The organism is Chitinophaga flava (assembly GCF_003308995.1).
GTDB lineage: Bacteria > Bacteroidota > Bacteroidia > Chitinophagales > Chitinophagaceae > Chitinophaga > Chitinophaga flava.
On record NZ_QFFJ01000002.1, the window covers coordinates 3,456,113 to 3,482,861 of the forward strand.

Sequence of the window (26,749 nt, forward strand, 5' to 3'; positions counted from 1 at the left end):
TGTCATATGATGACACTATTAAAAAAGATCAGAGAACACAACCTGCTGCTGGAAATAGTTGAAGGAAAGCTGGAAGTATTTACGGATGGGCAGGCGCCGGATCCTTTGCTGCTGGCGGAGATCAGGGAGCGTAAAAGTGAGCTGGTTGAGTTCTTGCTGGCTAATGATCAGGCAAATTTCGATACTTCATTTAAGATAAATATTCCTGTCATCCCCGTTGCCGAAAGCTATCCTTTATCTCCATCCCAGCGCAGGATGTGGGTGCTCAGCCAGTTCCGGGAAAGCAGCATTGGCTACAACATGTCCGGTGCTTACGTATTTGAAGGTGCATTCAACGATGCGGCGCTGACAGCGGCGTTCCATGCCCTTATTGCGCGGCATGAGATATTGCGGACGGTGTTCCGCGAAGATGAGCATGGGGTGGTAAGGCAGTTCATCCTGCCGGCGGAGCGCGTGGGTTTTGCAGTTGCCAGCCATGATCTGCGTACAGCCATTGACCCTGGAGCTGCTGCCGCAGCGCTGGGACATGAAGCTTTCATCCAGCCATTCGACTTTGTATCAGGGCCGCTGCTACGTGCAGGCCTGTATCAGGTTGCAGACAACAAATGGATCTTCACCTATGTGATGCATCATATCATCAGCGATGGCTGGTCTATGGGAATTTTGTTCAGGGAGGTGCTGGGGCTATACGATTCCTTCATTAAAGGCAATGCCAGCCCGCTACCGCCGCTTCGTATCCAGTACCGTGACTATGCGTCGTGGCAGCAGGAGCAGTTGAGCGGCGCCCTGCTGGAATCGCATAAACGTTACTGGCTGGGGCAGTTTGACGGAGATGTTCCCGTGCTGGAACTGCCGTCAGATAAGGTGCGGCCAGCAGTTAAGACCTATAACGGTGGTGCAGTGGTGCGTCGTAGCATAAATGCTACAGGCATGAGGGTACTGTTGCAGCCGTCCGGGGCAACGTTGTTTATGGGCCTGCTGGCGCTGGTGAAAGCCTTGTTTTACCGTTACACACAACAGGGAGATATCACGATCGGCACTCCTGTTGCAGGGCGTGAACATGCCGACCTGGAAGATCAGATAGGATTTTATGTAAACACCCTTGCCTTGCGGACGCGCTTCAGTGGGGATGACAGCTACCGGATGCTGCTTCATCGGGTAAGAGATGTGGCACTGGGAGCCTATGAGCATCAGGTGTACCCATTTGATGAACTGGTAGACGAGTTAAAGGTGCAACGCGATATGAGCCGCAATCCGCTGTTTGATGTGCAGGTAATAGCTGATAATGCGGAAAGCCCCCGTGGTGAGGAGCCTTCCGGTGGGAAAGACTGGCAGGCGAGGAATTATGAAGGAGTCGTCAACAGGGGAAGTGTGTTTGATCTGGTGTTTCATTTTACAGAAACAGCAACAAGCCTGGAAACAGAAGTCGTGTACAACACGGATGTGTTCAGCGAAAGAAATATCATTCAATACCTCGACCATCTGGAGAACCTGCTGGAAGCCGTGCAGTTGGCGCCAGACACTCCCATCAGCCAGTTGGCATATCTGGGAGAAGAAGAGCAGCATCAATTGAATGGATTCAATAACACCGGCCGGCCTTTTGCTGCAGACGCCACTCTGGTAAGTCTTTTTGAGCAACAGGTAGCCCTTACACCAGATGCAACCGCGGTGGTATACGGAAATACGAAATTAAGCTATAAAGAGCTGGATGAGCGGTCCGGGCTGCTGGCGTCTTATCTGCGCCGTCGCGGTTATGGGATGGCAGACCATCTTATCGGGATCATGCTGGACCGCTCAGCGAATCTGGTGATCTCCATACTGGGAGTACTGAAGTCCGGAGCGGCTTATGTACCTATAGATCCGTCTTATCCGCGTTCCCGCAAGTCCTATATCCTGGAAGATGCGGGGATAGGGCTGCTACTGACGGAAACGTCCTGTCTTTTCGACCTGGATTATTACAACGGAGAAATCTTTGCTACAGATGTGCAGCTCTCAACGCTTGAACGGGAGCTGGATGAAGCGAAACCGGTGATACATCCTGAACAGCTGGCGTATGTGATCTATACTTCCGGTTCTACAGGAACACCCAAAGGCGTCATGATTGAGCATGGGGCTATCACGAATTCTGTACTCGGCCAGCAGGTGATGTTACAGGTAAATGAGGGCGACCGGAACCTGCAGTTCTGTTCTCCTTCATTCGATGTATCCGTCTTTGAAATATTCATCACTTTATCCGCAGGTGCGGCGCTGTACATCATCAATGAGGATGATAAACGGGATGCTGCCAGGCTGGAACGCTTCATCACGCAGGAAAAGATCGATATGGTGACATTGCCTGCCGCATACCTGGGGATGCTGGACATGAGCAGGGTACATACCCTGAAGCAGCTGGTGGCAGGAGGTGAGGTGCCCAGGGTGGATATAGTGACTGCGTTTTCACAGTATGGGAATTTCTATAACGCTTACGGGCCTACGGAATCGGCTGTCTGTGTATCCCTGTTTAAAGTTGGCAGAGGGGCAGCGGACATTGCTGACCCGTTGCCGCTGGGGCGGCCACTTGCCAACGTGGAGCTGTATATCACCGACGACAACAACAAACTGCTGCCAATCGGCGTAGTGGGAGAGATCTGCATAGGCGGCGCGGGGCTGGCACGCGGATATCTGAATAACCCGGACCTCACCGCAGAGAAGTTTGTACAACATCCTTTTAAACCAGGACAAAAGCTATACAGGACGGGTGATCTGGGTAAATGGGCGCCTGAGGGGAATATAGTATTCACAGGAAGAAAAGATAACCAGGTTAAGATAAGAGGCTACCGGATTGAACTGGAAGAAATTGAACTGGCCCTGCGGCAACATCCGGGCATTGATGAGGCAGTGGTGACGGCAACACCGGATAAAAAAGGCGAAATGTCGCTGTACGCTTACATCACCGGCAAATCATCTTTTAATATATCAGAAATACGTGCGTGGTTAAGCACCATGCTGCCCGGGTACATGATTCCTCATCGCTACATGGTAGTACCTTCATTCCCGCTCACGCCAAACGGAAAAATAGATAAGACACAGCTTCCCGGCCCCGGAGAAATGGATATGTCCACGGGCGTGGAATATGTTGCGCCGCGTAATGAAACGGAAAAGAAGATGGTAGCAATATGGCAGGAGATACTGGGCAAGGAAAAGATAGGGGTGAGGGATGGCTTTTTCGACCTCGGTGGAGACTCCATCCGCATATTGCGTATGACCACCGCCATCAGGAATGAACTGGACCTGCATATATCCACTACCGATATCTATAAAAATACTACGATAGAAAGTATCCTCGCACATATTGCCGTGAACAGCGGGGAGATAGAACTGCGGAAGAGCAGGATAAAAGAACATGAAGCCCTCACGGATGCCGCCCTGAAGGAATTGAAGGAACGTGTGTTGTCTGAAGGACGTTTGCCTGATCCTTCAAACATTGAAGACATCTATCTGATGAGCGATATTGAAAAAGGCATGGTGTATGAATCTCTGTTGGACGAACAACAACGGATATATCATGATCAGATGGTGCAAAGGATCATTGCTCCCGCTACAGGTTTCAATGCAGACCGTTTCCAGCTGGCACTGGAACTGATGGCCGATAAACATTCCATCCTCAGGACCGCTTTCAACCTGAGCGATTATGAAACCGAATTACAGATCGTTTACAAAAAGATAAGCATCCCGTTTCAATATCGCGATCTGTCGGGGATGGCAAGGCAGGAGCAGGAATTGCTGGTGAAGGACTTCATGAGTCAGGAACTGGAGCGTCCCTTCGATTTTTCAGCAGCACCGTTATGGCGGATCAACCTGTTCGATTTCGGGAACCATGAAATCATATTCATCTTCCAGACACATCATGCTATCATGGACGGATGGAGCGATGCGTCCTTTACTACTGAATTATATAATCTCTATACCCGGTTGGAAGAGGATGCGGCTTTCAGGCCTGCTAAACTGAAATCCGGTTACCGTGACTATATCATTCGGCAGGAGATAGATAAACAGGATGATCTTATAAAAAAATTCTGGAAAAATGAACTGGCAGGATACACCCGGCTGGACCTGTTTACCCGGGAAGAAGTGCTGGACCAGTACAGGCGTACGATGGACAGGCAACAGCTGATACAGCTGGAGAAAACGGCCGCGATGCTCAATACAACCGTGAAAGTGGTCTCCCTGAGCGCTTATTTGTATCTGCTTAAAACATTAAACTATCATGATGATATAGTGGCCGGTCTGGTAACGAACGCCCGCCCTGATAGGGAAGATGGCGACAGGATACTTGGTTGTTTCCTGAACACCATCCCTTTAAGATTCGCCATAGACGGATATGAAACCTGTATTGATCTCATTGCCGGGGTACATAATAAACTGGTCTCATTAAAAGAATATGAACGGCTTAGCATGTTTGAAATATCCCGTCTGCACATGGAAGAGGCGAACAGAGGCAACCCATTTTTCGATACCATTTTCAACTATGTGGATTTTCACGCCTACAGTGCTATCGCGAAAAATGATACGCCTGCAGACACTTTGCCGCTACTGAATATTTCCAGTCACGGGAGAAGGAATACCTGGTTTGATATTTCAATAGATGCTACGGGAGGTGGGTATGATGTGAATATAACGCTTGTCAGGAAGCTCAGGTCGGGCATTACGGCGGAAAAGGCAGGATGGTTGTATCTCCGTATTCTGGAGGCGTTCACTGCGGATGTTAAGCAGGTGACCGGCAAAATCAACCTTCTGGATGAAGCTGAAAAGAACAGTATACATGCTGTATTCAATAATACAGGAAAACCATACCCGCAGCACGAGACGCTGGTCTCTCTCTTCGAAAAACAGGTTGCTGAGTCTCCTGAGCGGCATGCTGTGGTTTTTGAAGGCGCTGCGCTTACCTATGCAGCGCTGAATGAGGAAGCCGGGAAACTGGCGGATTACCTCAGGAATGCCTTTGGTACCGGTAAAGGAAGCCTGGTAGGCATCATGCTCGGGAGGTCCGAAAAACTCATCGTGGCAATACTGGCTGTCCTGAAAACAGGTGCAGCTTACGTGCCGGTTGATCCGGGTTACCCGGAAGCAAGAAAGGAGTTTATGCTGAAGGATGCCGGTATACAGGTGCTGATCACGCACTCCGCGTATCCCACTGGTGACCTTTCTTTTAAAGGTGCTGTGTTCCTGGCTGATGTGCCGCTTCCGGATCACGGAACAGCCAGGGTATCCGCTGTAGCTGTATTACCAGACGACCTCGCGTATGTGATCTACACATCGGGATCTACCGGTCAGCCAAAAGGAGTGATGGTGGAGCATGCCGCCATCGTGAATACCGTTTTTTCACAGCGTGAAATTTTTGGTGTGAAAGAAGGGGAACACGCCTTACAGTTCTCTTCTCCCTCATTTGATGCATCGGTATGGGAAATATTTATGGCACTCGCTGCCGGTGCGGCACTGTATATCGTGGATGAAGACACCAAACAGAACCCTCGCCTCTTTGAACAATATCTTACATCACACAATATCAGTATCGCTACACTTCCTCCTTCCTATGTACGCCTGTTGCAGCCCGCGGAAATACCGGTATTACAGCACCTGATAACCGCTGGTGAAGAAGCGCCCGGAGATAAAGCTGCTGCGTTCAGCGCACAGGGTGTGTATTATAACGCTTACGGACCTACGGAGACTGCTATATGTGCCACTGTCTTTAAAGTGGAGAAAGGAGAACATTTCAACACCCTGAATGTCCCTGTGGGTAGGCCTGTCAGCAATACGCAGGTGTATATCCTGAACAGCCAGGGAAATCCCGTGCCGCCGGGTGCTGCCGGAGAGATATGTATTGCAGGGGCCGGGCTGGCGAGAGGTTATCTCAACAACCCTGCACTCACCGCTGAAAGATTTGTGCCGGACCCGTTTAAAAACGGCCCCAGAATGTACCGGACAGGGGACACGGGAAGATGGTTACCGGATGGTAACATTGAATTTACAGGCAGAAAAGATGCACAAGTGAAGATAAACGGTTTCAGGATTGAAACAGGGGAGGTAGAAACGGCTTTATCGCGTCATCCGAATATCGAAGCCGCCGCTGTAAGCGTGTTTGCTGAAACAGGAAGTGAAGCGGAGCTGGTTGCCTACATCGTTGGCCCCCAGCTGCAGAGCATTGATGGAATAAGAGATTTTCTCGCCGCACAGCTGCCCGCTTTCATGCTGCCTGCACAATATATACAGTTGGACCAGCTGCCGCTGACACCCAATGGCAAACTGGATAAAAAAGCATTGCCACGTCCCGCTCTTATCCGTAAAAAAACAGATGTCGCTTATGTGGCGCCCGGCAATGAGACAGAAAGAAGGTTGGTCGGAATATGGCAGGAGATACTCAGGATAGAGAACATAGGGATTAAAGACAATTTCTTTGAATCGGGAGGACACAGTCTCAAAGCGATGAAACTGGTAGCGCAGGTGCACAAGGAGTTTGATGTGAAACTCAGGCTGGCTGGTATGTTCCGGGAGCCCACCATCGAGAACATTGCAAAAGAGATCGCCAGACAGCAATGGGTGGCGGAAAGCCGAAGTGAAAAGGATAATGAATTTGTATCAGATAATGAAATCATACTTTGAACTATGATAGAAGAATTAATTGATAAACTGATCGGTCTTAATATCAGGGTGGAGCTGGTGGGAGAGGGTAATCTTAAGGTAGATGGCGGAGGTGCGAAAGTTCCGGCTGATATACTGGCGGAAATAAAGCATAATAAAGCGGACCTGGTTCATTACCTGAATGCGCATTATAATACTGCGCATTTTGAGGGAATTCCTGTCACACGGCTGCAGGAAAGTTATCCCTTGTCTGCCATGCAACGCCGTCTCTGGTTCCTGAGCCAGTTTGCAGGCAGTAATGCCGCCTACAATCTGCCACGGGCTTATGTGTTTGAAGGAGCATTCAACGAAGTGGCGCTAACGGCTGCGTTCCATGCCCTTATTGCGCGGCATGAGATATTGCGGACGGTGTTCCGCGAAGATGAGGATGGGGTGGTAAGGCAGTTCATTCTGCCACCGGAGCGCGCGGGTTTTGCCATTGAGCGGCATGATCTGCGTGCGGCCGTTGACGCTGGAGCTGCAGCAGCTGTGCTGGGCAATGATGCTTTCATCCAGCCATTCGACTTTGTATCAGGGCCGTTGCTGCGTGCAGGCCTGTACCAGGTTGCAGACAATAAATGGATCTTTACCTATGTGATGCATCATATCATCAGTGATGGATGGTCTATGGACATTTTGTTCAGGGAGGCACTCCTGCTGTACGAGTCCTTCGCTAAAGGTATTGCCAGCCCTTTATCGCCGCTTCGTATCCAGTACCGCGACTATGCGTCGTGGCAGCAGGAGCAGCTGAGCGGCGCTCTGCTGGAATCGCATAAACGTTACTGGCTGGGGCAGTTTGACGGGGATATTCCCGTACTGGAGCTGCCGTCAGATAAGGTGCGGCCGCCGGTTAAGACGTATAACGGTGGCGCGGTGGTACGCCGAGAGATAAATGCCTCCGGCTTCAGGGCGCTGTTGCAGCCGTCTGGTGCAACGTTGTTTATGGGCCTGCTGGCGCTGGTGAAAACATTGTTTTATCGTTATACTCAACGGGGGGATATCACGATCGGTACCCCTGTTGCAGGGCGTGAACATGCCGACCTGGAAGATCAGATAGGATTTTATGTGAACACCCTTGCCTTGCGGACGCGTTTCAGCGGGGATGACAGCTACCGGACCTTACTTCATAAGGTAAAGGAAGTAGCACTGGGAGCTTATGAACATCAGGTGTACCCGTTTGATGAACTGGTGGACGAATTAAAGCTGCAACGCGATATGAGCCGCAATCCCCTGTTTGACGTGCAGGTAATAGCTGACAACGCGGAAAGCCCCCGTGGCAGCGAGCTTTCCGGTGAAGGAGATTGGCAGGTCAGGAACTATGAAGATGTCGTCAATACAGGCAGCGTGTTTGACCTGGTGTTTCATTTTACGGAAACAGCAACGAGCCTGGAAACAGAAGTAGTGTACAACACGGATGTATTCAGTGAAAGAAATATCATCCAATACCTGGACCATCTGGAGAACCTGCTGGAAGCCGTGCAGTTGGCGCCAGACACCCCCATCAGCCGGTTGGCATACCTGGGAGAAGCAGAGCTGCGCCAGTTGCATGGATTCAATAATACAAGCCGACCTATTGCTGCAGACACTACGCTGGTAAGTCTTTTTGAGCAACAGGTAGCCCTTACACCGGATCTGACAGCAGTGATATACGGAGATACGAAACTAAGCTATAAAGAGCTGGATGAGCGGTCAGGGCTGCTGGCGTCCTATCTGTGCAGTCGCGGTTACGGGGTGGCAGACCGTCTTATCGGGATCATGCTGGACCGCTCAGCAGACCTTGTGATTGCCATCCTGGGAGTACTGAAGTCCGGAGCGGCTTATGTGCCGGTAGATCCATCTTATCCACGTTCCCGCAAGTCCTATATCCTGGAAGATGCGCGTGTGGAGCTGCTGCTGACGGAAACGGCCTGTCTCCTCGACCTGGATTATTATAACGGAGAGATCTTTGCCACAGATGTTCAGCTCTCAACGCTTGAACGGAAGCCAGATGAAGAGAAGCCGGTGATACGCCCTGAGCAGCTGGCCTATGTGATCTATACCTCCGGTTCTACAGGAGTGCCTAAAGGCGTCATGATTGAACACGGAGCTATATCCAACACGATATCAGCACAACGGGGAATATTCGGTATAAGGGAAGGGCAGAGAGGATTGCAGTTCGCGTCGTTATCCTTTGATGCATCCGTTTGGGAAATATTTATGATGCTTACTACAGGGGCCACCTTGTGTATCATTAATGACGATGCCCGGAAAGACCCGTCTTTGCTCGAAAAATATATCAATGACTATGAAATAGACATCGCCACGCTGCCCCCTTCTTATGTAAGACTGATGGCGCTTGAAAATGTGCACACGCTGAAGCACCTGGTAACAGCCGGCGAAGCGGCCATATGGGAAAAAGCAGCGGCATTTGCTGAGCAGGGGACCTTCTATAACGCTTACGGCCCTACGGAATCAAGTATTTGCGCTTCCGTATATCAGATGGACAGCGAAAGAACAGGCCGCGGGCCTGTTCCAATCGGCCGGCCTATCGATAATACGCAGCTTTATGTCATGGACGATGCCGGCGGATTGCTGCCGCTGGGCGCAGTTGGTGAGATCTGCATAAGCGGCCGGGGACTGGCCAGAGGTTATCTCAATAACCCGGATCTTACTGCACAGAAATTTATTGCACATCCTTTTCGTCCCGGAGAAAAGCTCTACCGCACCGGTGACCTTGGGCGATGGATGCCGGACGGCAATCTGGTTTTTACAGGAAGGAAAGACCAACAGATAAAAATAGGCGGGCACAGGATTGAACTGGGAGAAATTGAACACACCTTACTGCTGCATCCACAGGTAGAAGCGGCAGTAGTATTACTGTCAGCAGACCGCAATGGAGAAAAGGAACTGGTAGCTTATGTTGTTATCGACGAGGCATACGATGTCATGGAGGTAAGGACCTTCATGAGCAATACACTGCCCGCTTTTATGCTGCCGCATCACTATGTCCGGATCGGGGCTGTTCCGCTTACTGCCAACGGCAAAACAGATAAGACGAAGCTGCCATCCCATGGCGAAGTTGAAAAACAGCCTGCGACGGCCTATATAGCGCCGCGGACTGAAACAGAAATAGTACTGGCGGAGATATGGAGTGAAATATTAGGAAAGGAAAAAGTGGGCGTGAGGGATGATTTTTTCGAATTGGGAGGAAGCTCATTGAAAGCCATGATGCTGGTAAAGAAGCTAAAAGATGAAATGAAGGTCGTGTTATCTCTGCGCGAGCTTTTTGAGTACAGGACTATTGAGCGTACAGCAGAGAATCTTAGTGCAACGGGTTCGTTCCCGGAACTGCCGGAGGCCGCCAATGACTTATACGAACACGAAGAGCTGTCTTACAACCAGCAGATTTATTTCTCGGAATGGAATAAAGGTGAAGAGCTGATCGTAAGTTCCTATCCGTTTGAACATTTTGATGCAGCTGCATTCAAGGTGGCGGTTAGTCAACTGATAGCACGCCATGAAGTGCTGAGGACAATATTTATACGTAGGGGTGTGACCGTTATACAGCAGATATTACAGGCAGATGCCTGCCGCCCTGAAATAAATGACGTCGTGAAACTGGCATCTGAGGCGGAGCTACACCGAATCATGGATATAGAAAGAAAACGGAAGTTTGATCTGTCTTCCTGGCCGTTGTTTGATATAAAACTCTATGACACAGGGAAGGGTATCGTTTCTGCTGTAGTGGCGATGCATCATATCCTGACTGATGGCGACTCCGGTGAGGTGATGAAGGAAGAGCTGTCCCGGTTGTATGTGGCTGCATTGGAACAGAAAAACACTACCATGGACCCGCTTCCTTTTCAATATCAGCAGTATGTGCGTTGGCAGCGGAGCTTCCTGCGATCGCTGGAAGGAGAAGCGCATAAGACATATTGGTTGCAGAAGCTGGCAGGCTGTGTCTTGTCTCTGCCAGTAACAGGCGAGGGTGAGGGCGATCAACTGCTGATCCCGGTGCCGTTGAAGATAACAGGTTCTTTTTATGAAGAACTGGACCGCTTTACAAGAAAAAATGCATTGACACGCACTTCCCTGCTACTGGGCGCCCTGGTGCTACTGATCTCGCGGTGGAGCAGGCGTGCAGACGTTACCGTTATAACGTCTGTGGCTGGAAGAACTTCGCCGCACCTGGGACATCTGGACCTCAGCAAAATGATAGGCTTCTTCTCAAATCTGTTGCTGGTAAGGAATATCGTTGACAGGGAACAGCCTGTGCACGGATATCTGCAGGACGTACAACGCAGTTTCCTGGATGACCTGAGTCATGATATATACCCTGTAGGTAAACTGATGAATGAGTTGCCTGGCATCACACCAGCCGAACTGATGAAAGACGCTGTTTTCTACAACTATCATCACTTTACTGCCGCTGCATCTGTAGCGGACCTGGAAGACGGCGGGACAGCCCAGCAGGCGAACATTCCCGTACCGTTTACATTCGGGCTGATCGTCAGGGAGTTCAGGGATGGACTCAGCCTGCAGCTTTTATGCAACGGCCGGCGATTTACCTATGATCATGCTGAAAGCGCCGGAGAACAATACAAGCGTATACTGGAACAGATTATAAATAACCCTGACATACTTACGGGACAGATACCGGAGATGAAAAAATAAATCCTAAAACCATCATTACCCAAACTAAAAATCATGGAAAGTAAAAACTGGTACCTCAAGCCAAATGTAGTTATAGAACCTTTGATCGGAAGATGGTATGCCTGGTCGCACCTGATATCTCCGGCTACGGCAGCCATGAACGTGGTTGGCAGACATCTGAAGATTATGACCTCCTATATACAGGCCCCGCAGGTACATGCCGCCGCTGTAATGAATCCCCAGATGCTGGGAGGCCCCTTTATGGACTACAAGGAGCCACGCGTGGAAAGTATCAGGAAGCTAAAAGAAGACACGCTACGGAACCAGGCCGACCTTGTTCAACTCGCTGAAGCTATAACAGAACTGGATAAAATGCTGAAGGCAAATGCGAAAGGATTTTCGCTCGAGACCCTGTATGAAAAAGTGCCTGAAATACTGAAAGGTTATGTTGAACTGGTGTATGATCTCAATAATAACCCGTCCTTCAGGGTTTTCGAATCGTTATTGTATAAAAGTAAGTTCTATAATAAAGATTCCCAGAGCATAGCCCTTTGGATCACCAATAATGATGAACGTCCGTTCTGCCTCAGCACCGCCAGGCTCGATACTCCCGATGTATTACATCTCAGTATTCCGCTCGATCATCCGGGTATAGATGCATTGAGTAAAATGAAGAGGACCGCCGGTTCAATAGATGAAATAGCCGCTATACTGGGCGTGGAAGAGAAAGACAGGAGCCTGTTTAATACCTTTTTTACACAGGAAGAACATCCTGCTTACAAAAAGTATGATGGAGATAATGTCCGCATGCGTTATTTCGGTCATGCCTGTATTCTCATCGAAACGAAGGAGGTCAGCATACTCGTCGATCCCCTGATCAGCTACTATGGCTACGAATCGAGTATCGAGCATTTCTCGGATATAGATATTCCGGATGAGATAGATTATGTGTTGATCACGCATAACCACCAGGACCACATTTTATTTGAAACACTGTTGCCGCTTCGCCACAAAATTAAAAACATCATCGTTCCAAGGACTACCAGTGGGGCTTTGCAGGACCCTAATATCAAACTGGCCTTTAATAAGATCGGGTTTAAGAATGTAATTGAGATGGATGAAATGGAAGAGCTCACGTTTGGTGGCTGTACAATAACCGGCTTGCCATTTACGGGAGAACATTGTGATCTGAATGTGAAGGCCAAAACATGCTACCACGTTGCAGCCGGTAGGTTTACTTTCCTCTTTGTTGCGGATTCGCGGGTACTGGAAGCCAAACTGTATGAACATATTCAACGTGTAACCGGCGACGTGGATGTAATATTCCTGGGAATGGAGTGTGATGGTGCTCCGCTGACATGGCTGTATGGCCCGCTGCTGACGGAGGAACTGTCGCGCGACAAAGATCAGTCAAGAAGGCTGGCCGGTTGTAATGCAGAAAAAGGTTTACACCTGGTCGATATTTTCCACCCGAAAGAAGTCTACGTATATGCGATGGGGATGGAACCATGGCTGGAGTTTATCAGCACTATCAGGTATACGGAAGAGTCCAGGCCTATCGTACAATCCAACCTGCTCGTGGCGGAATGTATCAACCGGGGTATCACTGCGGAAAGGCTTTTTGGTGAAAAAGAAATCCTGTATCAATATGAAGAAAAACTGGTATAGCACTTTGGGGGAAACCAATACGTCCCTATGCGTATAATAACTCAAATCATAGCAATGGAAAAATCAAAAGCAATACTGAATAAATTATCGGAGCAGGCGGTATCCTTCCGTACGGAGAGTATCAGCCAGGTGCTGATTCTGTTTGAAGACAGAGTAAATTACCTGGGAGACTGCTGCCTCTTTGTGGATAAGCTGCCGTATCTGCGGACATTCTTTAACAAAGCGAATCTGACTGCCGTTTCTTTCAACCTGAAAAATGTCCGTTTCTTCAAGGCGTTTCTTGCAAATAATCCGCATTTGGATGAGATATCCTCTGCAAACTGGCTGGAACTGGATTACAGCCGGTTTGATGTAGTCGTTGTTGCTACCTATCGTGAAGAGGCGGTGCTGGCGATGTTCCAAAGGCGGTATGAAGAGCAGATCCTCAGCGGCAGGTTTAATCTTGTGGTGCTCTCTTTATCGGAGTTGCTGCTGCCGCCAGGGCCTAAAGCACGGTTTATTTTTCCTGTGCTGCAATCACTGGAGATGTATTTAAAAGTCCATAGATCAGGGCAGCTGTATATCAGCGATGCAGAAAGGAAATGGGCGGATGCATGGCTGGAAGCAAGGGGCATGAAAGAAAATGATAGCTTGTTTATCATGCTGGACTCAACTTCCAATAGAGAGAAATTGATCAGGATTGATGTATACTTTGATGTGCTGGCATCATTGCTGAACAATAGCGATGCAAAGGTGCTGGTTTTTGATGAGAGAAGCATCGGTAAGGAAGAATTCTACAGGGAATGGCTTGGCGCTGAAAATATGAACAGGATCATTTTCTCTAAAAGTATGGGTCTTCGTGAAGATCTCTGCCTGATCGGATCTGGTTATACCAGGCTGGTATTTGGGCCATGTACCGGGTTGATGCACTGCGCTTCCAGTATCTATAACAATTATGTCAATAATGGTTTGCCTTTGGAGGATGTACCGTTGATGGTTACATATACCGGACAATACGGAGACCCCAGGGAAACCGCTGCCAAATGGTGGGGCGGGTCTCCGCTTGTGAATTGCCTGTTGCTGAAAAAGAAAGGGGACCGCAAAGAGATCGTCCAGTTGAAAAACCTGTCGGAAGAAGAAAAAGAGTTAAACGACCAATTGCCGTGCATAGAGTATACCGCTGATGTACTGGCTGATTTTTTGAATCAGCGGATTACAGAAACCGGTTTAATAAGGTCGTAATGATGATGGAGAAGGAAGGCTGAATTTTTAAAGCAACCATATGAAGCATATAAATATCAGGACACTACTGCCGTCTGTATTACTGGCTGGTCTCATTTTCCTGTTGTCATCGCAGCTATCGGTTATGCCACCGTTAGGAAAGCTGTTGAACCCCTTTGGGGGCTTGCTGCAGAATGAAAGTGATCAGCGTCTCGACCGGACGTTTACGCTTTCACATAGTGGCGTTGCCGCATCAGTACGCGTTTTTTTTGATAAGAGGAAGGTGCCGCATATATATGCGGAAAATGATGCGGACCTTTATTTCGCCCAGGGATATGTTACCGCAGCGATGCGTTTGTGGCAGATGGATTTTATCAGTTATCTCTCCGCTGGCCGGCTGTCTGAAATATTCAGCAACGGATTCCTGGACCATGACCGGAACCAGAGAAGGATAGGCATGCTGGAAGCCGCAAAAGCATCGCTGAACATGATCATGCAGGACACGGTTACTGCCAGGGCGCTTACTGCTTATACAGCTGGAGTGAACGCTTATATCCGAACCTTGTCATACAAGGACTTACCGCTGGAGTACAAACTGCTCAACTATGAGCCGGAACCCTGGTCTGAACTGAAGACAGCGCTGGTCATGAAGTATATGGGCAATACCTTGTCGGGTTATGAAGAAGATTATCTGATGACGCATATGCGGCTGGCTATAGGAGAAGAAAAATTCAACCTGTTGTTCCCTGACTTCAACAAGCACAGTTCCCCGGTAACCTATAGTACAGCGCCGGGACAGGCAGCTCCTGTATCTGTGGCCGCTGCACCGGATTATCTGGACAGTTCTTTCCTGCTGGCAGGTGTAGCGCCTCCCGTGAACCGGCATAATCCCAGGCTGGGAAGCAACAGTTGGGCTGTTTCGGGTAAAAAAACAGTTTCAGGAGCCCCATTGTTATGCAGTGATCCGCATCTGAATCTCTCATTACCCGCCGTCTGGCTGGAAATGCAGCTCACAACGCCCCACATGAACGCATACGGTGTTTCGATTCCCGGAACACCTGCCGTAATTATAGGCTTCAATGAAAACATCGCATGGGGCGTCGCCAATGGCTGTGATGACGTTAAAGACTGGTATAAACTAAAGTTCTCGCCAGACCACCAGCAATATGAGTTGGACGGAAAGTACCTGGCACTAGAGAAAAGAGTGGAAGAAATAAAGAGAAGAGGACAGGCACCCTTCTATGATACCGTTTATTATACGGTGCATGGCCCCGTTCCTTACAACAGCAGTTTTACCGGCGCCAATGCAGCCCTTGCATGGCATGCGCTGAAATGGGAGTTACACCGGCCGTCAAATGAATTCCTGTGTTTTATAATGCTCAACAAAGCAACGGACTACAATACATACCGGGAAGCCATCAGCCACTATGCTTCGCCTATACAGAGTTTTACATTCGCCTGTAAGGATAATACGATCGCTGTAACGCATCAGGGACATATGGCGGTGAAATGGCCGGAACAAGGCCGTTTCATCCTGGATGGCAGCAAAAGCGCGCACCTCAGTACGGCTTACATCCCACAGGATAGCCTGCCGCATCTGCTTAATCCTCCCTGCAATTATGTAATCGCTGCCAACCAGCATCCCACAGATAGTAACTATCCTTATTACTACAATGGTTATTTCAGGGAAAACAGGGCCAATCGTATCCGGCAATTACTGGAAGCCGGCAATGGCTTTGATTTACAGAGCATGGAGAATATGCAGCTGGACAATCAGAACGCGTTCGCCCTGGAGGCATTACCGGTATTGTTCACACAGATAGACAGCACCCGGCTTCCAGGGGGCGTGCCCAACATGTTGGATTCCCTGGGCGCATGGGCTGGCGCCTATAAGCTGAATGACAAGAACGCCTTGCTTTTCGAACTGTGGTGGAAGAACATCAAAACATTTACCTGGGATGAATTCAGCGATGTAGCTTTCGGAAAAATCCTGCCGGACGACTATCTCCTCCTGGACCTTATCCGGAATGATCCGGGAAACATATACTTTGACAAGCAGCATACAGTGGAGAAGGAAAAGGCGGGAGACATCGTGCAGATGGCCTTCCTGAGTGCCGTGGAAACGTACAATAAAAGAAAGTCCAAAGAAGGTGTGGGCTGGGGTGAAGTGAACAGGGTGAACGTGATGTATATGGGCAACCTCGATGCCTTTAGCAGAAGAGGGATTCCCGGAGCAGGAAACCCGGAAGTGATCAATGCATTATCTGACAGCTGGGGACCTTCGTGGCGAATGGTAGTGGAGCTGGGAAAAAGACCAAGAGCATTCGGCATCTACGCCGGAGGCCAGTCCGGAGACCCGGGCAGCCGCTATTTTGATAATTTCGTTGATGACTGGAGTAAGGGAAAGTTCTATCCGCTTACATTCTTTATATCAGAGAAGGAAGCCAGAGAAGGAACAGATAACAGCTGGACACTAAAATAAGTATATGAACAATATTAAGACATTATTGATCCTGCTGCCAGTGGTGGCCGGTATCGGACTGATAACGGTAATTCCCTGGTGGGGTTTTACAATTCCTGTTATGGTGACAGGCATGATTGTAACGTTGAAAAAATGGAAGATAGCTTCCTTTCCCATCGGGTTCTTAGCAGGCTTTATTGCCTGGCTGGGAGCAGGGGTTTATTTTCATACGGTATACCAGGGAAATATCATCAACAGGTTTGCAACTCATTCGGATATTATCATCCTGCTGGTTATTGCGCTGACAGGTGGTTTGCTGACGGGTCTTGCGCTGTATGCCGGAAAATCCCTGGTGTATCGCAAATCATAATTCACACCAGGGATCAGCCGTTAAAGAAGGTTGGTTAATCCTGTGTTTTTTATTGCATGAACTGCATTTCACTCAGCTGTTTGTAGAGGCCCCCGTGTTTATTGATAAGTTCTGTATGTGTCCCTGCTTCTACAACAGCGCCCCGATCAATGACAACAATGTTGCTCGCTTGTCGGATGGTAGCAAGCCGGTGGGCAATAACAATTGAGGTTCGGCCTTCCATCAGGTTATTCAGTGCATCCTGTACCAGTCGTTCAGATTCCGCGTCCAGAGCAGATGTAGCCTCATCCAGAATAAGAATTTTGGGAGCTTTCAGCACAGCGCGCGCAATGGCGATGCGCTGGCGCTGCCCACCGGAAAGCTGGATCCCGCGTTCGCCAACGATCGTCTGCAGCCCATCCGGGAACCGTTGAATGAATTCCCATGCATTTGCCTTTTTAGCGGCATCGATCAGTTCTTCTTTTGTAGTTCCCTGTTTTCCATAGGCGATATTTTCTGCAATAGTACCGCCAAACAGAAATACGTCCTGCGGTACTACCGCTATCTGGGAACGCAATGCAGATAAAGGGATGATGGGGCCGTCGCTGTTGTCGAATATGACCTGGCCTTTTGCAGGATCATACAGGCGCATGAGCAGCGATACCAGCGTGCTCTTACCTGCACCGCTGGGGCCTACTACGGCTACTGTCTGATTGGCTTTTACTTCAAAAGACATATTCCTGAGCACCGGCACTTCTTCCCGGGAAGGATAATGAAAGCTGACATTCTTAAAACTGATATTTCCATGAAGGTGATGTGCTTTTTCAATACCGTTAATATCTGTAACTGCTTCTATCGGTTCATCAAGAATACTGAACAGGTTTTCAGTGACGCCCAGGCTCTTTTGTAATGATGCATATAACTCTGCCATGCCAGTGATGGAAGTGCCAATGAAAACTGCATACAACACAAACGAGAATAGTTCGCCGGTATCCAGGCCGATGACGCTCCCACGCCATATGATAGCTACCAGCGCGCCGAATATGCCCAGGATAACAAAAGAAGAAAAGGCCGCGCGGTATTTACCTCCCTGTATACCCAGACGGGCTGCTTTATTGGTATGTTCGCGATAGCGGGCCATTTCACGGAATTCACCGGTGAAAATTTTTACGCTGAAAATCCCTTGTAGTGTTTCTTCTACAATCGTATTGGAAGCGGCAATCTGGTCTTGCATACCTTTGGAATATTGCCTGATAAAACGACCAAAGAAAAAAGCGATTGCTGTGATAACCGGAAGGATGGCAAGTACAAAAGCGGTCAGCCCCGGAGATGTCATGATCAGGAGAACAAAACCACCTATTACTACAATGACCTGCCTGATAAACTCTGATACAGTATTGGTCAGCGTTTCCTGTAGAAGGGCAGTATCTGATGATAACCTGCTGCTAAGTTCCCCCACACGCCTGTTCTGGTAGAATTGCATCGGGAGTTGTATAAGATGGTTATAAACAGATTGGCGTAGTGCCGCCAGTGTTTTTTCAGAAACGTTCGCAAACAGGACCGTTCTGATAAAAGAAAAAATGGATTGCGCTATCAGTACGCCCAGTAATGATAAACCAATACGATGGATGTCTGCGGAAGTATGTGGTTTAGCACTGACATCTATCAGCATACCCAGCATCTTCGGAAAGGCCAGCCCTGCAAGGCTCATCAGCAACAGGGAGAATATGCCTGCACTCAATGCTGGCCAATGTGGCTTCAGATATCTGAATAACCTCAGGGTTTGTGCCAATGCAGACGGAGAGGACATATTGTTGGCATGTACTATCGGGATTCTCATGTAAAAAGATTGAAGGTTGAACAATGAAGATGCATTGATTGGGATTTGAAGCCCTGTATAGGAAAAGCTGACAGGAATCAGGGCTCATTTAAATGCATGTCAAATATATTGGTTTTTATGATTGATATAACGTGGAAACGGAAATAAAATTGGGAGTAAGTTGAAACGAACCGAATAGACATTGGCTCGCCGTAAAGGGCTGGATGAATTTGATGAAGAACCTGCGTTAAAAAGCCTGACGAATAACGTCAGGCTTTTTGTTATACTTCCCGCTTCCTGCTCAGATGCTCGCCAATTGTGCTGTTGGTACTGCCACGGCGAAAGTGGCAGGGTATAATTTCCGGAACATGGTGTAGGTCACGCTCACGATGGTGAAAGCGATGATCGCGTCTATGGTAGCGGCAAAACCCAGCACAGCAATCTTGGAGAAGAAAGCGAAAAGGATATCAAAGAAAATGCCGGCAAATACCCATTCCTTCAGGCGGAGCAGTCTGTTGGGAACCAGCAGTACTGTGATCCCGGTAAGTTTGAATACGCCAAGGATATAAATGAAATGCGAAGGATAACCCAGTTGCTGTGTGATCTCCCATACAATGGGGTTGCGGGTAAGCTCGAAGAATCCGCTGGCGCCAAACCATAAAGATAAAAGAGATGCGCCTGTCCAGTAAGTAATGAATGTGGATTTTTGTGTCATAGCCAATGTGTTTTAGGTGATTGATGACACAAAATTGGGGGTAGTGACCAGCTATGCCAACTGTAATCCGGGGAAGTGGACATAATAGGGGCTCAACTGGACATCCGGGAAGGTGAGCATTTCAAAAGAAAAAAGCCGCATTATCCATTCGGATAATGCGGCCATGGAAACAGTGTTTTAGAGCTTTTATAGCCGGCAAACTACTCTGTCTGGCAGATCTGACATGCGTGACCTCCGGGAGGTATAGTAGCGCAGGTGTCAGCATTGGACGGGCAGTTGAGGATTCTGGTAACCGTAGGGAGACCACCAGCGATCAGTTGTTGCTGGCTTGCATTCAGCGTTGCCACTGTAGATTTACCGAGGATCAGTTTTTTCTGGAGGGATACTTGTTTCTTTTTCATTTTGATACATTTAAAGGTTATAAAATCAGCAAGGACCTGTAAATACCTGAACAGTATCGCAGGTAGGAGTATATGAACGACAGTAAGCCGGCGAAGTCTGAGCCATTTGCCCACCGGCGATTTGTTGCTGCTGACCTGCATTCAGCGGCGCTACGCTAACCTTAGCGAAGGACAGTTTTTTCTGGAGAGATACTTGTTTCTTTTTCATGTTTATTGTTTTATTGGACAATTATGGGCAATAACATACCATCCGGGCAGGCCCGGGGAAAGAATAAAAAAGGCAGAAAAAGCTAACGACTGTTGGCAGTCTCCATCAGAATATAAAATTGATGATACTAGCAGGAAATGCAACGGTCATCTGTGAAATGGATAGTTTCACAGGACGCGCCACCGGCTGTCATTGTCTGCTACTGAGAATTGAGGGGAGCTTTCGTTGTCTTGCTAAATGACATCTTCTTTTGGATAACATTTTTTTTCTTCATAACTGGCGGATTTTACGGGTAATATTTCAGGTTACATCTTGCTGGGCGTCGAGGCTACGGGATTGATATAGATAATGGTGTAATACGTTGGTCATTCGATATACTGAAAGGTAGTAAAACAGAATATGAAAAAAAATTTTTTCCCGAAGTAGATAAGCTGCCAAAAAGGGCCATCTCCAAAGAAGAGACGGCCCCTTGACTTATATATGTTTGATATAGATCAGATTAATATCCCGGATTCTGTGTCAACCCCGGTTCAATTTTTAAACTGCCCGAATGAAACGGCCATAAATAATTGCGCGACTGAAATGAACGGTCTTCTATCTTTAGTGAAACAAGGTTTCCATTCACTAACCGTGTATGCCCGAGGGCGGGTTTATTCATTACCTGGTCTCCAATCTTCCATCTTAGGATATCATCATATCTTACCCCTTCGCCAGCCAGTTCTATCCTCCGCTCATTTCTGATCAGGTCGATCCATTGCTGTTGCGTGTAAGCTGCATATTTTGGTAAGTTAACATCCGCTTCTTTCATATCGAGGCCGGCCCTGGTCCTGACCTGGTTGATACAACTTTTCGAAAGGTTATCAATATTATTCATCATAATGTGGGCTTCTGCATATGTCAAAAGTACTTCTGCATATCTCAGTATCGGGAAATACATATTGCCATTATCCTTGAATGCATCTGTTTCATCCACAAATTTTCTGAACCAGTAACCTGAGCGGCTGGCACGTTCTTTTTCATGGAACATCGGACTGTTTTGGTCATATATGTCGATAGGTTCGTTGACAAACATATCTCCCTGACCGATGATGCTGGCTGTATAACGCGGGTCCCTGTTGAGTTTCGGGTCCAGCTCATAGTCCTGTTTATTATGATAGGGACATTCATCAATTTTATTACCTTGTAAAGTCCAGTAGGCGTCTACCAGTGATTTTAAAGGCACAGAGTAGGACTGTCCTTTTCCAGTCCGGAAATGCGGACCCAGGTGCTCAAAAGAATTAGTACCACTGTTTCCATGACTCTGCATGTCCATTTTTATGATAAACTCTTTGTTTATCTTGTCTCCTTTGTACTTGAACAGATCTCCGTAAACCGGATACAGTGAGTAATTGCCACTATCCATGATTTCTTTAGCCAGACGCGCCGCCAGCTCATAACGGCCATGGTACAACGCATATCGCATGATAAGGGCTTTGAGAGAGTATTTGTTGAACATGTAGGCATCTGAATTGTATTCCTTGTCCGGGAGCGTATTGGCAGTTGCCTCGGCCATTGGGAAAAGTGTATTCAGTATTTCCTCTTTTGATTTAGCCGGCTGTGTTACTTTTGAGATATCTACCGGCTCGAGGTAAAAAGGAATGTTACTCCAGCGGGAAACCATTTTGAAATAGTGCCAGCACCGGAGCCCTTCCAGTATGCCTTTGTATTTTGTGCGGATGGCTTCATCTTCCACATAAGGTGTATTGATACTTTTCAGGTAAGTATTTAAACGGCCTATATGTTTCATGTGAATGGTATAGTAATATTCAAAAGCCCTGGTATTGGCGTCGTAGCTACCGTTGGCAATACGCTGATGATTATCGCCTTCCACTCTGCTATAAGCATTATCCGATTTACTGTCATCCATATAAAAAAGTAACCTTCTGTCGCCCTGGTTGGTAAACACATCCAGGTAGGTGCTGTATACAACACGCCGCAGGTCTTCTTCTGTATTAAAGAACTCATCGAATTTGGTGGCAGTAGGGTCTGGTTTGTCCAGAAACTTCTGGCATGCCGGCAGGATTACGGAGAATAATAACAATAAGATAAGTCTCTTTTTCATCGTATGCATATTTTGCAGTTGATTGAAATATAGTTTTCTGTTGTGCAGGCTACTACCTGCTAAAACAAGGTGGCTCTGACACCAAGGCTGTAAACAGCCATCCGTGGATAGTTACCATTGCCGCCATCCCGCTCCGGTTCAAGTCCTTCCCATCTTGTGAAAGTAATGGCATCCTGTGCATTCACATATACCCGTACGTTCCGGATTGTTTTTCCTTGTAACGGGAACGTATATCCGAGTTGTAATACTTTCACTCTGAAAAAAGCTGCATTGCCCAGCCAGACATCACTGAGATAAGCATTGGTGCTTGATCCTGTCCACACTCTGGGAAACCTGCTGTCAGGTGTTTCGGGTGTCCATCGGTTATCAGCATAATACTGTCGTGGCCTCCCCAATGAATTGCTGCTGCCATCCACCAATACAGGGTAACCCTCCAGACCGTTCAGGCGTCCCGTTCTTTTGCCCACTCCCTGGCCCAACAGGTTAAAGTCCCAGTTCTTATATTGTAAGGCTACCGTTACGGAATAATTCAGATGGGGGAAGGGATCTCCGAGGTTTATTTTATCAGCATCATTGATGATGCCATCACCATTCTGATCTACATATTTAATATCGCCGGGAAGCATATTGGGAAGTTTGGCCCTGGTGGCGTCCACATCTCTCTGGTCCCGGAAAAAGCCATCGCTTTTATAGCCATAGTAGTTATCAATAGCAATCCCTTTGTACCAGATTTTATCGTTATCATCTTTAAAGATCAATGTGTCTCCATTTCTGTAGCCAGCTTTCAGCACTTTATTTCTGTTGTCAAACAACATAGCGCCTATGCTATAACCAAGATTACCGATCTTATCCTGCCATTGTACCGAAATTTCGTATCCGTTATTTTCTACTTCTCCGATATTAAAAGCTGCTTCAAGTGAGTTAGAGCCGGTGATGGGCGGTACCGGGAACCTCGAATAGATCAGATCGTAAGAGTTCTTCTTGTAAGCTTCTGCTGTCAGGGTAAGCCTGTTATTCAACAGCGTCAGCTCCAGTCCGATGTTTCCCTGTTTTTGTTTTTCCCAGGTGAAATTCATGTTGGGTACACGCATCAGCCATCCCCATTCGTTTACGTTCTCTTCCCATAAATAGGGGTCTACGTTCTCATTACCTATCAGGCCATAGGAAGCACGTAATTTGAGGTTATTGATAATACTATTATTTACCAGCCCCTTCATGAATTGTTCATTGGTAATATTCCAGGCTACAGCGCCTGCAGGAAAAAAGCCCCACTGCTTGCCAGGAGCAAATTTACTGCTGCCATCCCCGCGGGCGGTGAACTCCAGGATGTACCTGTTGTTAAAAGAGTAGTTCAGCTTTCCGAAAAAAGAAGCCTTGGCAATTTCTTTATAGTCGGTATAATTGAAGCTCATCACCTCTGAGCCGGCGGTGACATATATTTTGTCGGCCTGATGACGAAGGCTGCCTGTATAGTTAAGCAGTCCGCGGGCAGTCAACTGACTTTGACTAACGTCCTGGTCAGCTCCCACTTCATTCTTCCATATTTTCACCGGTTTGCCGTTACCATCGTAAAATTTGAAAGTTTCCCGCTGACGTTTATTCGCCGATTTGCTAATCTGATAGGACACATTGCCTTCCAGGCTGAGATGTTTGCTGATATTATATCTTGGCCGCAGGTTCACGGAGCTGAAATCATACAGATTATTCCGGGAGCCTCCGCGGTTGATGGAAGCGATCGGATTCATGTCGTTGTACAACATATAATGCTCGGGGATATCACTGGAGGGATAGTATATCTGTTGGGTAGGATTCATTTTCCAGAGATTTTCATACAACCCTGTTCCATCGTCGTTTTCCTTCAGCCGGTTAATTTGCAGGCGATGGGCGTAGAAATCAGCCAGTAAAACAAATTTATCTGCTATATTCACATTGGTATTAAATCGTGCAGAGTATTTACCGGAGCCTTCGTATGAGTTAAGACCATTTTCTTTCAGGTATCCCATCATCAGGTTGAAAGAGCCGATACCGCCGCCTCCGGAAACACTCATGGAAATATTTTGTGAATTGGCCCTGCGCCGCATTCCTTCTTTCATCCAGTCTACAGAAGGAGTTTCTCCGGATCCCATCTTGCGGATGTCTTCGTCGGTAAAAAGAGGCGTTTGTCCCTGAATATTTCGGGCTTCGTTGTTTAACTTCATATAGTCGATGCCGTTAACGAATTTGGGAAGATCGATAGGTTGTTGTAATGCGCCCCATGAGTTAACATCTACCTTAAACCGTCCCATTTGCCCGCGCTCCGTTTCTATGATGATTACGCCGTTGGCGCCCCGGGAACCATACATAGAGGCAGATGCCGCGTCTTTCAGTACCGTGATGCTTTTCACCTGATTGGGATCTATATCATTTAAACTTTGCTCCATTCCGTCTACAATAACGAGGGGACTGGCATTCTGTAAAGTGCTGATACCTCTGATCGTAATGCCGGGTACACTACCAGGTAAGTTAGTGGTTTGTTGAATGGTAACACCCGGGACGGTGCCGGTAAATGCCTCCTGCAGTTTAGCTATGGGTCTGGTTTTGGTTAATTTTACATCTACCTGGGCAACTGAGGACGCCACATGCCGGCGTTCTACTTCAGAGAAGCCCATTACCACCACTTCAGAGAGACTTCTGGTACCCGTTTTTAACCGGATTTCCATATTGGTCTGAGATTGAGCGCTTATTTCCGTTGGCTGAAATCCAATTGCGCTGATGATGAGCGTAACATTCTCCCTGGGAATTTTGATCTCGAACCGCCCGTCGTTGCTGGTGGCCATACCTATGTTTGTGCCTTTGATGAGGATACTGGCTCCGGGTATCGGTTCTCCTTTTTCATTGGTGACTCTGCCGGTGACTATCAACGCGGAATCGGCCACTGCATGGGAGCGGCTGTTGAGCAGGATGCGGCCGTTGTTGATCGTATAGCGTACCGGCTGGTCATGGAGCGCTATTTCAAGTGCCCGTTCCATAGAAGCATTTTTGACTTCAATCGTTACAGGTTTGGTAGCAGACATCAGGGTTTCGCTATAGGCTATGGACACTCCAGCTTGGGTGGCCATTTCTTTAAGTACCTTTTTTAGGGGCACATTTTTTTCCGAAAGCGTGATCTGCTGCGATAAGGCTACTGCGCTGCATTGCAGGCAGACCGCAAGTAGCAGGAAGACGGTGAATCTCATAACGTAGAACATTTTGGTTGAACAAAGAGGTTTTCAAATCACAACCGGTCTGGTTGCAGTCATGTTTGTTTTGGGCATTTTCAGGTTATAGTTATTGTAAAGAAAAAGGCAGTACAGGCTGATATTTTACCGGATCAGTATTACTTTGATTGTCCTGTCTTCCAGTTTGAGTTTTACCTTGTCTGTTTCCAGCATAGGTAGTACCTCCTGTAGTGGCAGGTTACGGCTGATGTATCCTCCGAAACGGTTACCATCTGGTATCGACTGATAGTCCGCTTCCACATCATACCACCTCGACAGCTGCTTCAGTATGCTGACCAGGCTGGCGTTTTCAAAGTTAAAGAAGCCTGTTCTCCACGCTGTTGTTTCCTTCAGGTCCGCAGTATGTATAGAGAGCGCTCCGGTGGTATTGTTCACTGCAGCTGCCTGCCCGGGGAGCAGCTGTTTTTCGTTATCGCCGGATTTAACTTTAACAGCTCCCTGTACAAGTGTGGTGCGGGTTACCGGTTCGTCGGCATAGGCCATCAGATCGAAGCTGGTTCCCAGTACCTGTACTTCTATATTGTTCACTTTTACAATAAACGGTTGATCTGGCATCGGTTTTATTTCAAAATAAGCCTGTCCCTGTATTTCCACCGTACGGTTGCTGGAGGAGAAAGCAGTAGGATAACGCAGGCTGGACGCAGCATTGAGCCAGACATGACTTCCATCGGGCAGTACTACATTAAACTGTCCACCGCGGGGAACTGCCAGCAGGTTGTAACTAACAATGGATGAAGGGCCGGTGGTAAGTGGGTAAAGCAATTGCCCGTTATGCTGTTGTACTTTAATATCACCCTGTTGGATCACCCGGTTGCCGGCACTGTCCAGCGTGACCACGGAGCCGTCTGATAGTGTGAGTTTCGCTTTGTTGATGCCAGGTGATCCTACGGATATAACCTGTTGTAGTGCCAGTTTGGGTGCAACGGGCTTGCGGGAGATATAGAAGATAGCAGCTGTTGATATGAGTACAACAACTGCAGCGGCAGCGCCCCATTTCAGATAGTGGAAGGGACGTATTGGTACTACCTTGCTTCGGCTGATCTCTTGTAACAATCTTGTTTCTATACGGTCTCCAAGGACTTGAGGCACGTCATGTTTTTCGTTCATGACACGCTCAAATTCCCGTTTCATGGCCATCAGCAGGGGACGTTTGGATGCGGTTGTGTTAAGATATCCGAATAAGGTCTCCAGTTCCTCCCGGCTGCATTGGCCGTCCAGGTACTGCTGTAACAGTTTCTCGTAGTAATTTTCAGGTCGCGGCATATTATTCCCCCCGTTGAA

General features: G+C 47.9%; 13 protein-coding genes. 6 read left to right on the top strand and 7 right to left on the bottom strand.

Features of this window, described 5'->3' with window-relative positions:
• Positions 1 to 6 precede the first annotated feature (6 nt).
• From DF182_RS29055 to DF182_RS29080, 6 genes are read left to right on the top strand one after another with little or no spacing between them, the layout of a single operon-like run.
• Positions 7 to 6,639 carry a non-ribosomal peptide synthetase gene (locus DF182_RS29055; RefSeq protein WP_113619257.1) on the top strand — a complete coding sequence of 2,211 codons (6,633 nt, stop codon included), beginning with the start codon at positions 7 to 9 and terminating at the stop codon, positions 6,637 to 6,639.
• A gap of 3 nt (positions 6,640 to 6,642) precedes the next feature.
• Positions 6,643 to 11,310 (top strand): non-ribosomal peptide synthetase, encoded by a 4,668-nt coding sequence (locus tag DF182_RS29060; RefSeq protein WP_113619258.1) that lies wholly within the window; start codon positions 6,643 to 6,645, stop codon positions 11,308 to 11,310.
• A gap of 33 nt (positions 11,311 to 11,343) precedes the next feature.
• On the top strand, positions 11,344 to 12,957 hold the full coding sequence (locus tag DF182_RS29065; protein ID WP_113619259.1) for an MBL fold metallo-hydrolase: 1,614 nt from the start codon (positions 11,344 to 11,346) through the stop codon (positions 12,955 to 12,957).
• A gap of 54 nt (positions 12,958 to 13,011) precedes the next feature.
• Positions 13,012 to 14,178: a glycosyltransferase family 9 protein gene (locus DF182_RS29070; protein ID WP_113619260.1), complete on the top strand. Its 1,167-nt coding sequence runs from the start codon at positions 13,012 to 13,014 to the stop codon at positions 14,176 to 14,178.
• Between the two features lie 40 nt (positions 14,179 to 14,218).
• A complete protein-coding gene (locus DF182_RS29075) occupies positions 14,219 to 16,639 on the top strand; it encodes a penicillin acylase family protein (RefSeq protein ID WP_113619261.1) in 2,421 nt (806 codons plus the stop codon).
• A gap of 4 nt (positions 16,640 to 16,643) precedes the next feature.
• Positions 16,644 to 16,988, top strand: a complete 345-nt coding sequence (locus DF182_RS29080) for a hypothetical protein (protein ID WP_113619262.1) — start codon at positions 16,644 to 16,646, stop codon at positions 16,986 to 16,988.
• 49 nt (positions 16,989 to 17,037) lie between these two features.
• On the opposite strand, the gene DF182_RS29085 is transcribed toward DF182_RS29080, so the two are convergent.
• From DF182_RS29085 to DF182_RS29110, 7 genes are all read right to left on the bottom strand, one after another.
• On the bottom strand, positions 17,038 to 18,807 hold the full coding sequence (locus DF182_RS29085) for an ABC transporter ATP-binding protein (RefSeq protein WP_113619263.1): 1,770 nt from the start codon (positions 18,805 to 18,807) through the stop codon (positions 17,038 to 17,040).
• Positions 18,808 to 19,087: 280 nt separating this feature from the next.
• Positions 19,088 to 19,501, bottom strand: a complete 414-nt coding sequence (locus tag DF182_RS29090; RefSeq protein ID WP_113619264.1) for a DoxX family protein — start codon at positions 19,499 to 19,501, stop codon at positions 19,088 to 19,090.
• Positions 19,502 to 19,701: 200 nt separating this feature from the next.
• Positions 19,702 to 19,902, bottom strand: a complete 201-nt coding sequence (locus DF182_RS32195) for a class I lanthipeptide (RefSeq protein ID WP_147243582.1) — start codon at positions 19,900 to 19,902, stop codon at positions 19,702 to 19,704.
• Between the two features lie 25 nt (positions 19,903 to 19,927).
• A complete protein-coding gene (locus DF182_RS32200) occupies positions 19,928 to 20,110 on the bottom strand; it encodes a class I lanthipeptide (protein WP_147243583.1) in 183 nt (60 codons plus the stop codon).
• Between the two features lie 499 nt (positions 20,111 to 20,609).
• Positions 20,610 to 22,211: a RagB/SusD family nutrient uptake outer membrane protein gene (locus DF182_RS29100; RefSeq protein ID WP_113619266.1), complete on the bottom strand. Its 1,602-nt coding sequence runs from the start codon at positions 22,209 to 22,211 to the stop codon at positions 20,610 to 20,612.
• 59 nt (positions 22,212 to 22,270) lie between these two features.
• Positions 22,271 to 25,426, bottom strand: a complete 3,156-nt coding sequence (locus DF182_RS29105; RefSeq protein WP_211327237.1) for a SusC/RagA family TonB-linked outer membrane protein — start codon at positions 25,424 to 25,426, stop codon at positions 22,271 to 22,273.
• Positions 25,427 to 25,552: 126 nt separating this feature from the next.
• Positions 25,553 to 26,731 (bottom strand): FecR family protein, encoded by a 1,179-nt coding sequence (locus DF182_RS29110; protein ID WP_113619268.1) that lies wholly within the window; start codon positions 26,729 to 26,731, stop codon positions 25,553 to 25,555.
• Positions 26,732 to 26,749 lie beyond the last annotated feature (18 nt).

Excerpts from the sequence above, each read along its gene's own strand:
- DF182_RS29055 (WP_113619257.1), top strand. The coding sequence starts at position 7 with ATGATGACACTATTAAAAAAGATCAGAGAACACAACCTGCTGCTGGAA.
- DF182_RS29060 (WP_113619258.1), top strand. The coding sequence starts at position 6,643 with ATGATAGAAGAATTAATTGATAAACTGATCGGTCTTAATATCAGGGTG.
- DF182_RS29065 (WP_113619259.1), top strand. The coding sequence starts at position 11,344 with ATGGAAAGTAAAAACTGGTACCTCAAGCCAAATGTAGTTATAGAACCT.
- DF182_RS29070 (WP_113619260.1), top strand. The coding sequence starts at position 13,012 with ATGGAAAAATCAAAAGCAATACTGAATAAATTATCGGAGCAGGCGGTA.
- DF182_RS29075 (WP_113619261.1), top strand. The coding sequence starts at position 14,219 with ATGAAGCATATAAATATCAGGACACTACTGCCGTCTGTATTACTGGCT.
- DF182_RS29080 (WP_113619262.1), top strand. The coding sequence starts at position 16,644 with ATGAACAATATTAAGACATTATTGATCCTGCTGCCAGTGGTGGCCGGT.
- DF182_RS29085 (WP_113619263.1), bottom strand. The coding sequence starts at position 18,807 with ATGAGAATCCCGATAGTACATGCCAACAATATGTCCTCTCCGTCTGCA.
- DF182_RS29090 (WP_113619264.1), bottom strand. The coding sequence starts at position 19,501 with ATGACACAAAAATCCACATTCATTACTTACTGGACAGGCGCATCTCTT.
- DF182_RS32195 (WP_147243582.1), bottom strand. The coding sequence starts at position 19,902 with ATGAAAAAGAAACAAGTATCCCTCCAGAAAAAACTGATCCTCGGTAAA.
- DF182_RS32200 (WP_147243583.1), bottom strand. The coding sequence starts at position 20,110 with ATGAAAAAGAAACAAGTATCTCTCCAGAAAAAACTGTCCTTCGCTAAG.
- DF182_RS29100 (WP_113619266.1), bottom strand. The coding sequence starts at position 22,211 with ATGAAAAAGAGACTTATCTTATTGTTATTATTCTCCGTAATCCTGCCG.
- DF182_RS29105 (WP_211327237.1), bottom strand. The coding sequence starts at position 25,426 with ATGAGATTCACCGTCTTCCTGCTACTTGCGGTCTGCCTGCAATGCAGC.
- DF182_RS29110 (WP_113619268.1), bottom strand. The coding sequence starts at position 26,731 with ATGCCGCGACCTGAAAATTACTACGAGAAACTGTTACAGCAGTACCTG.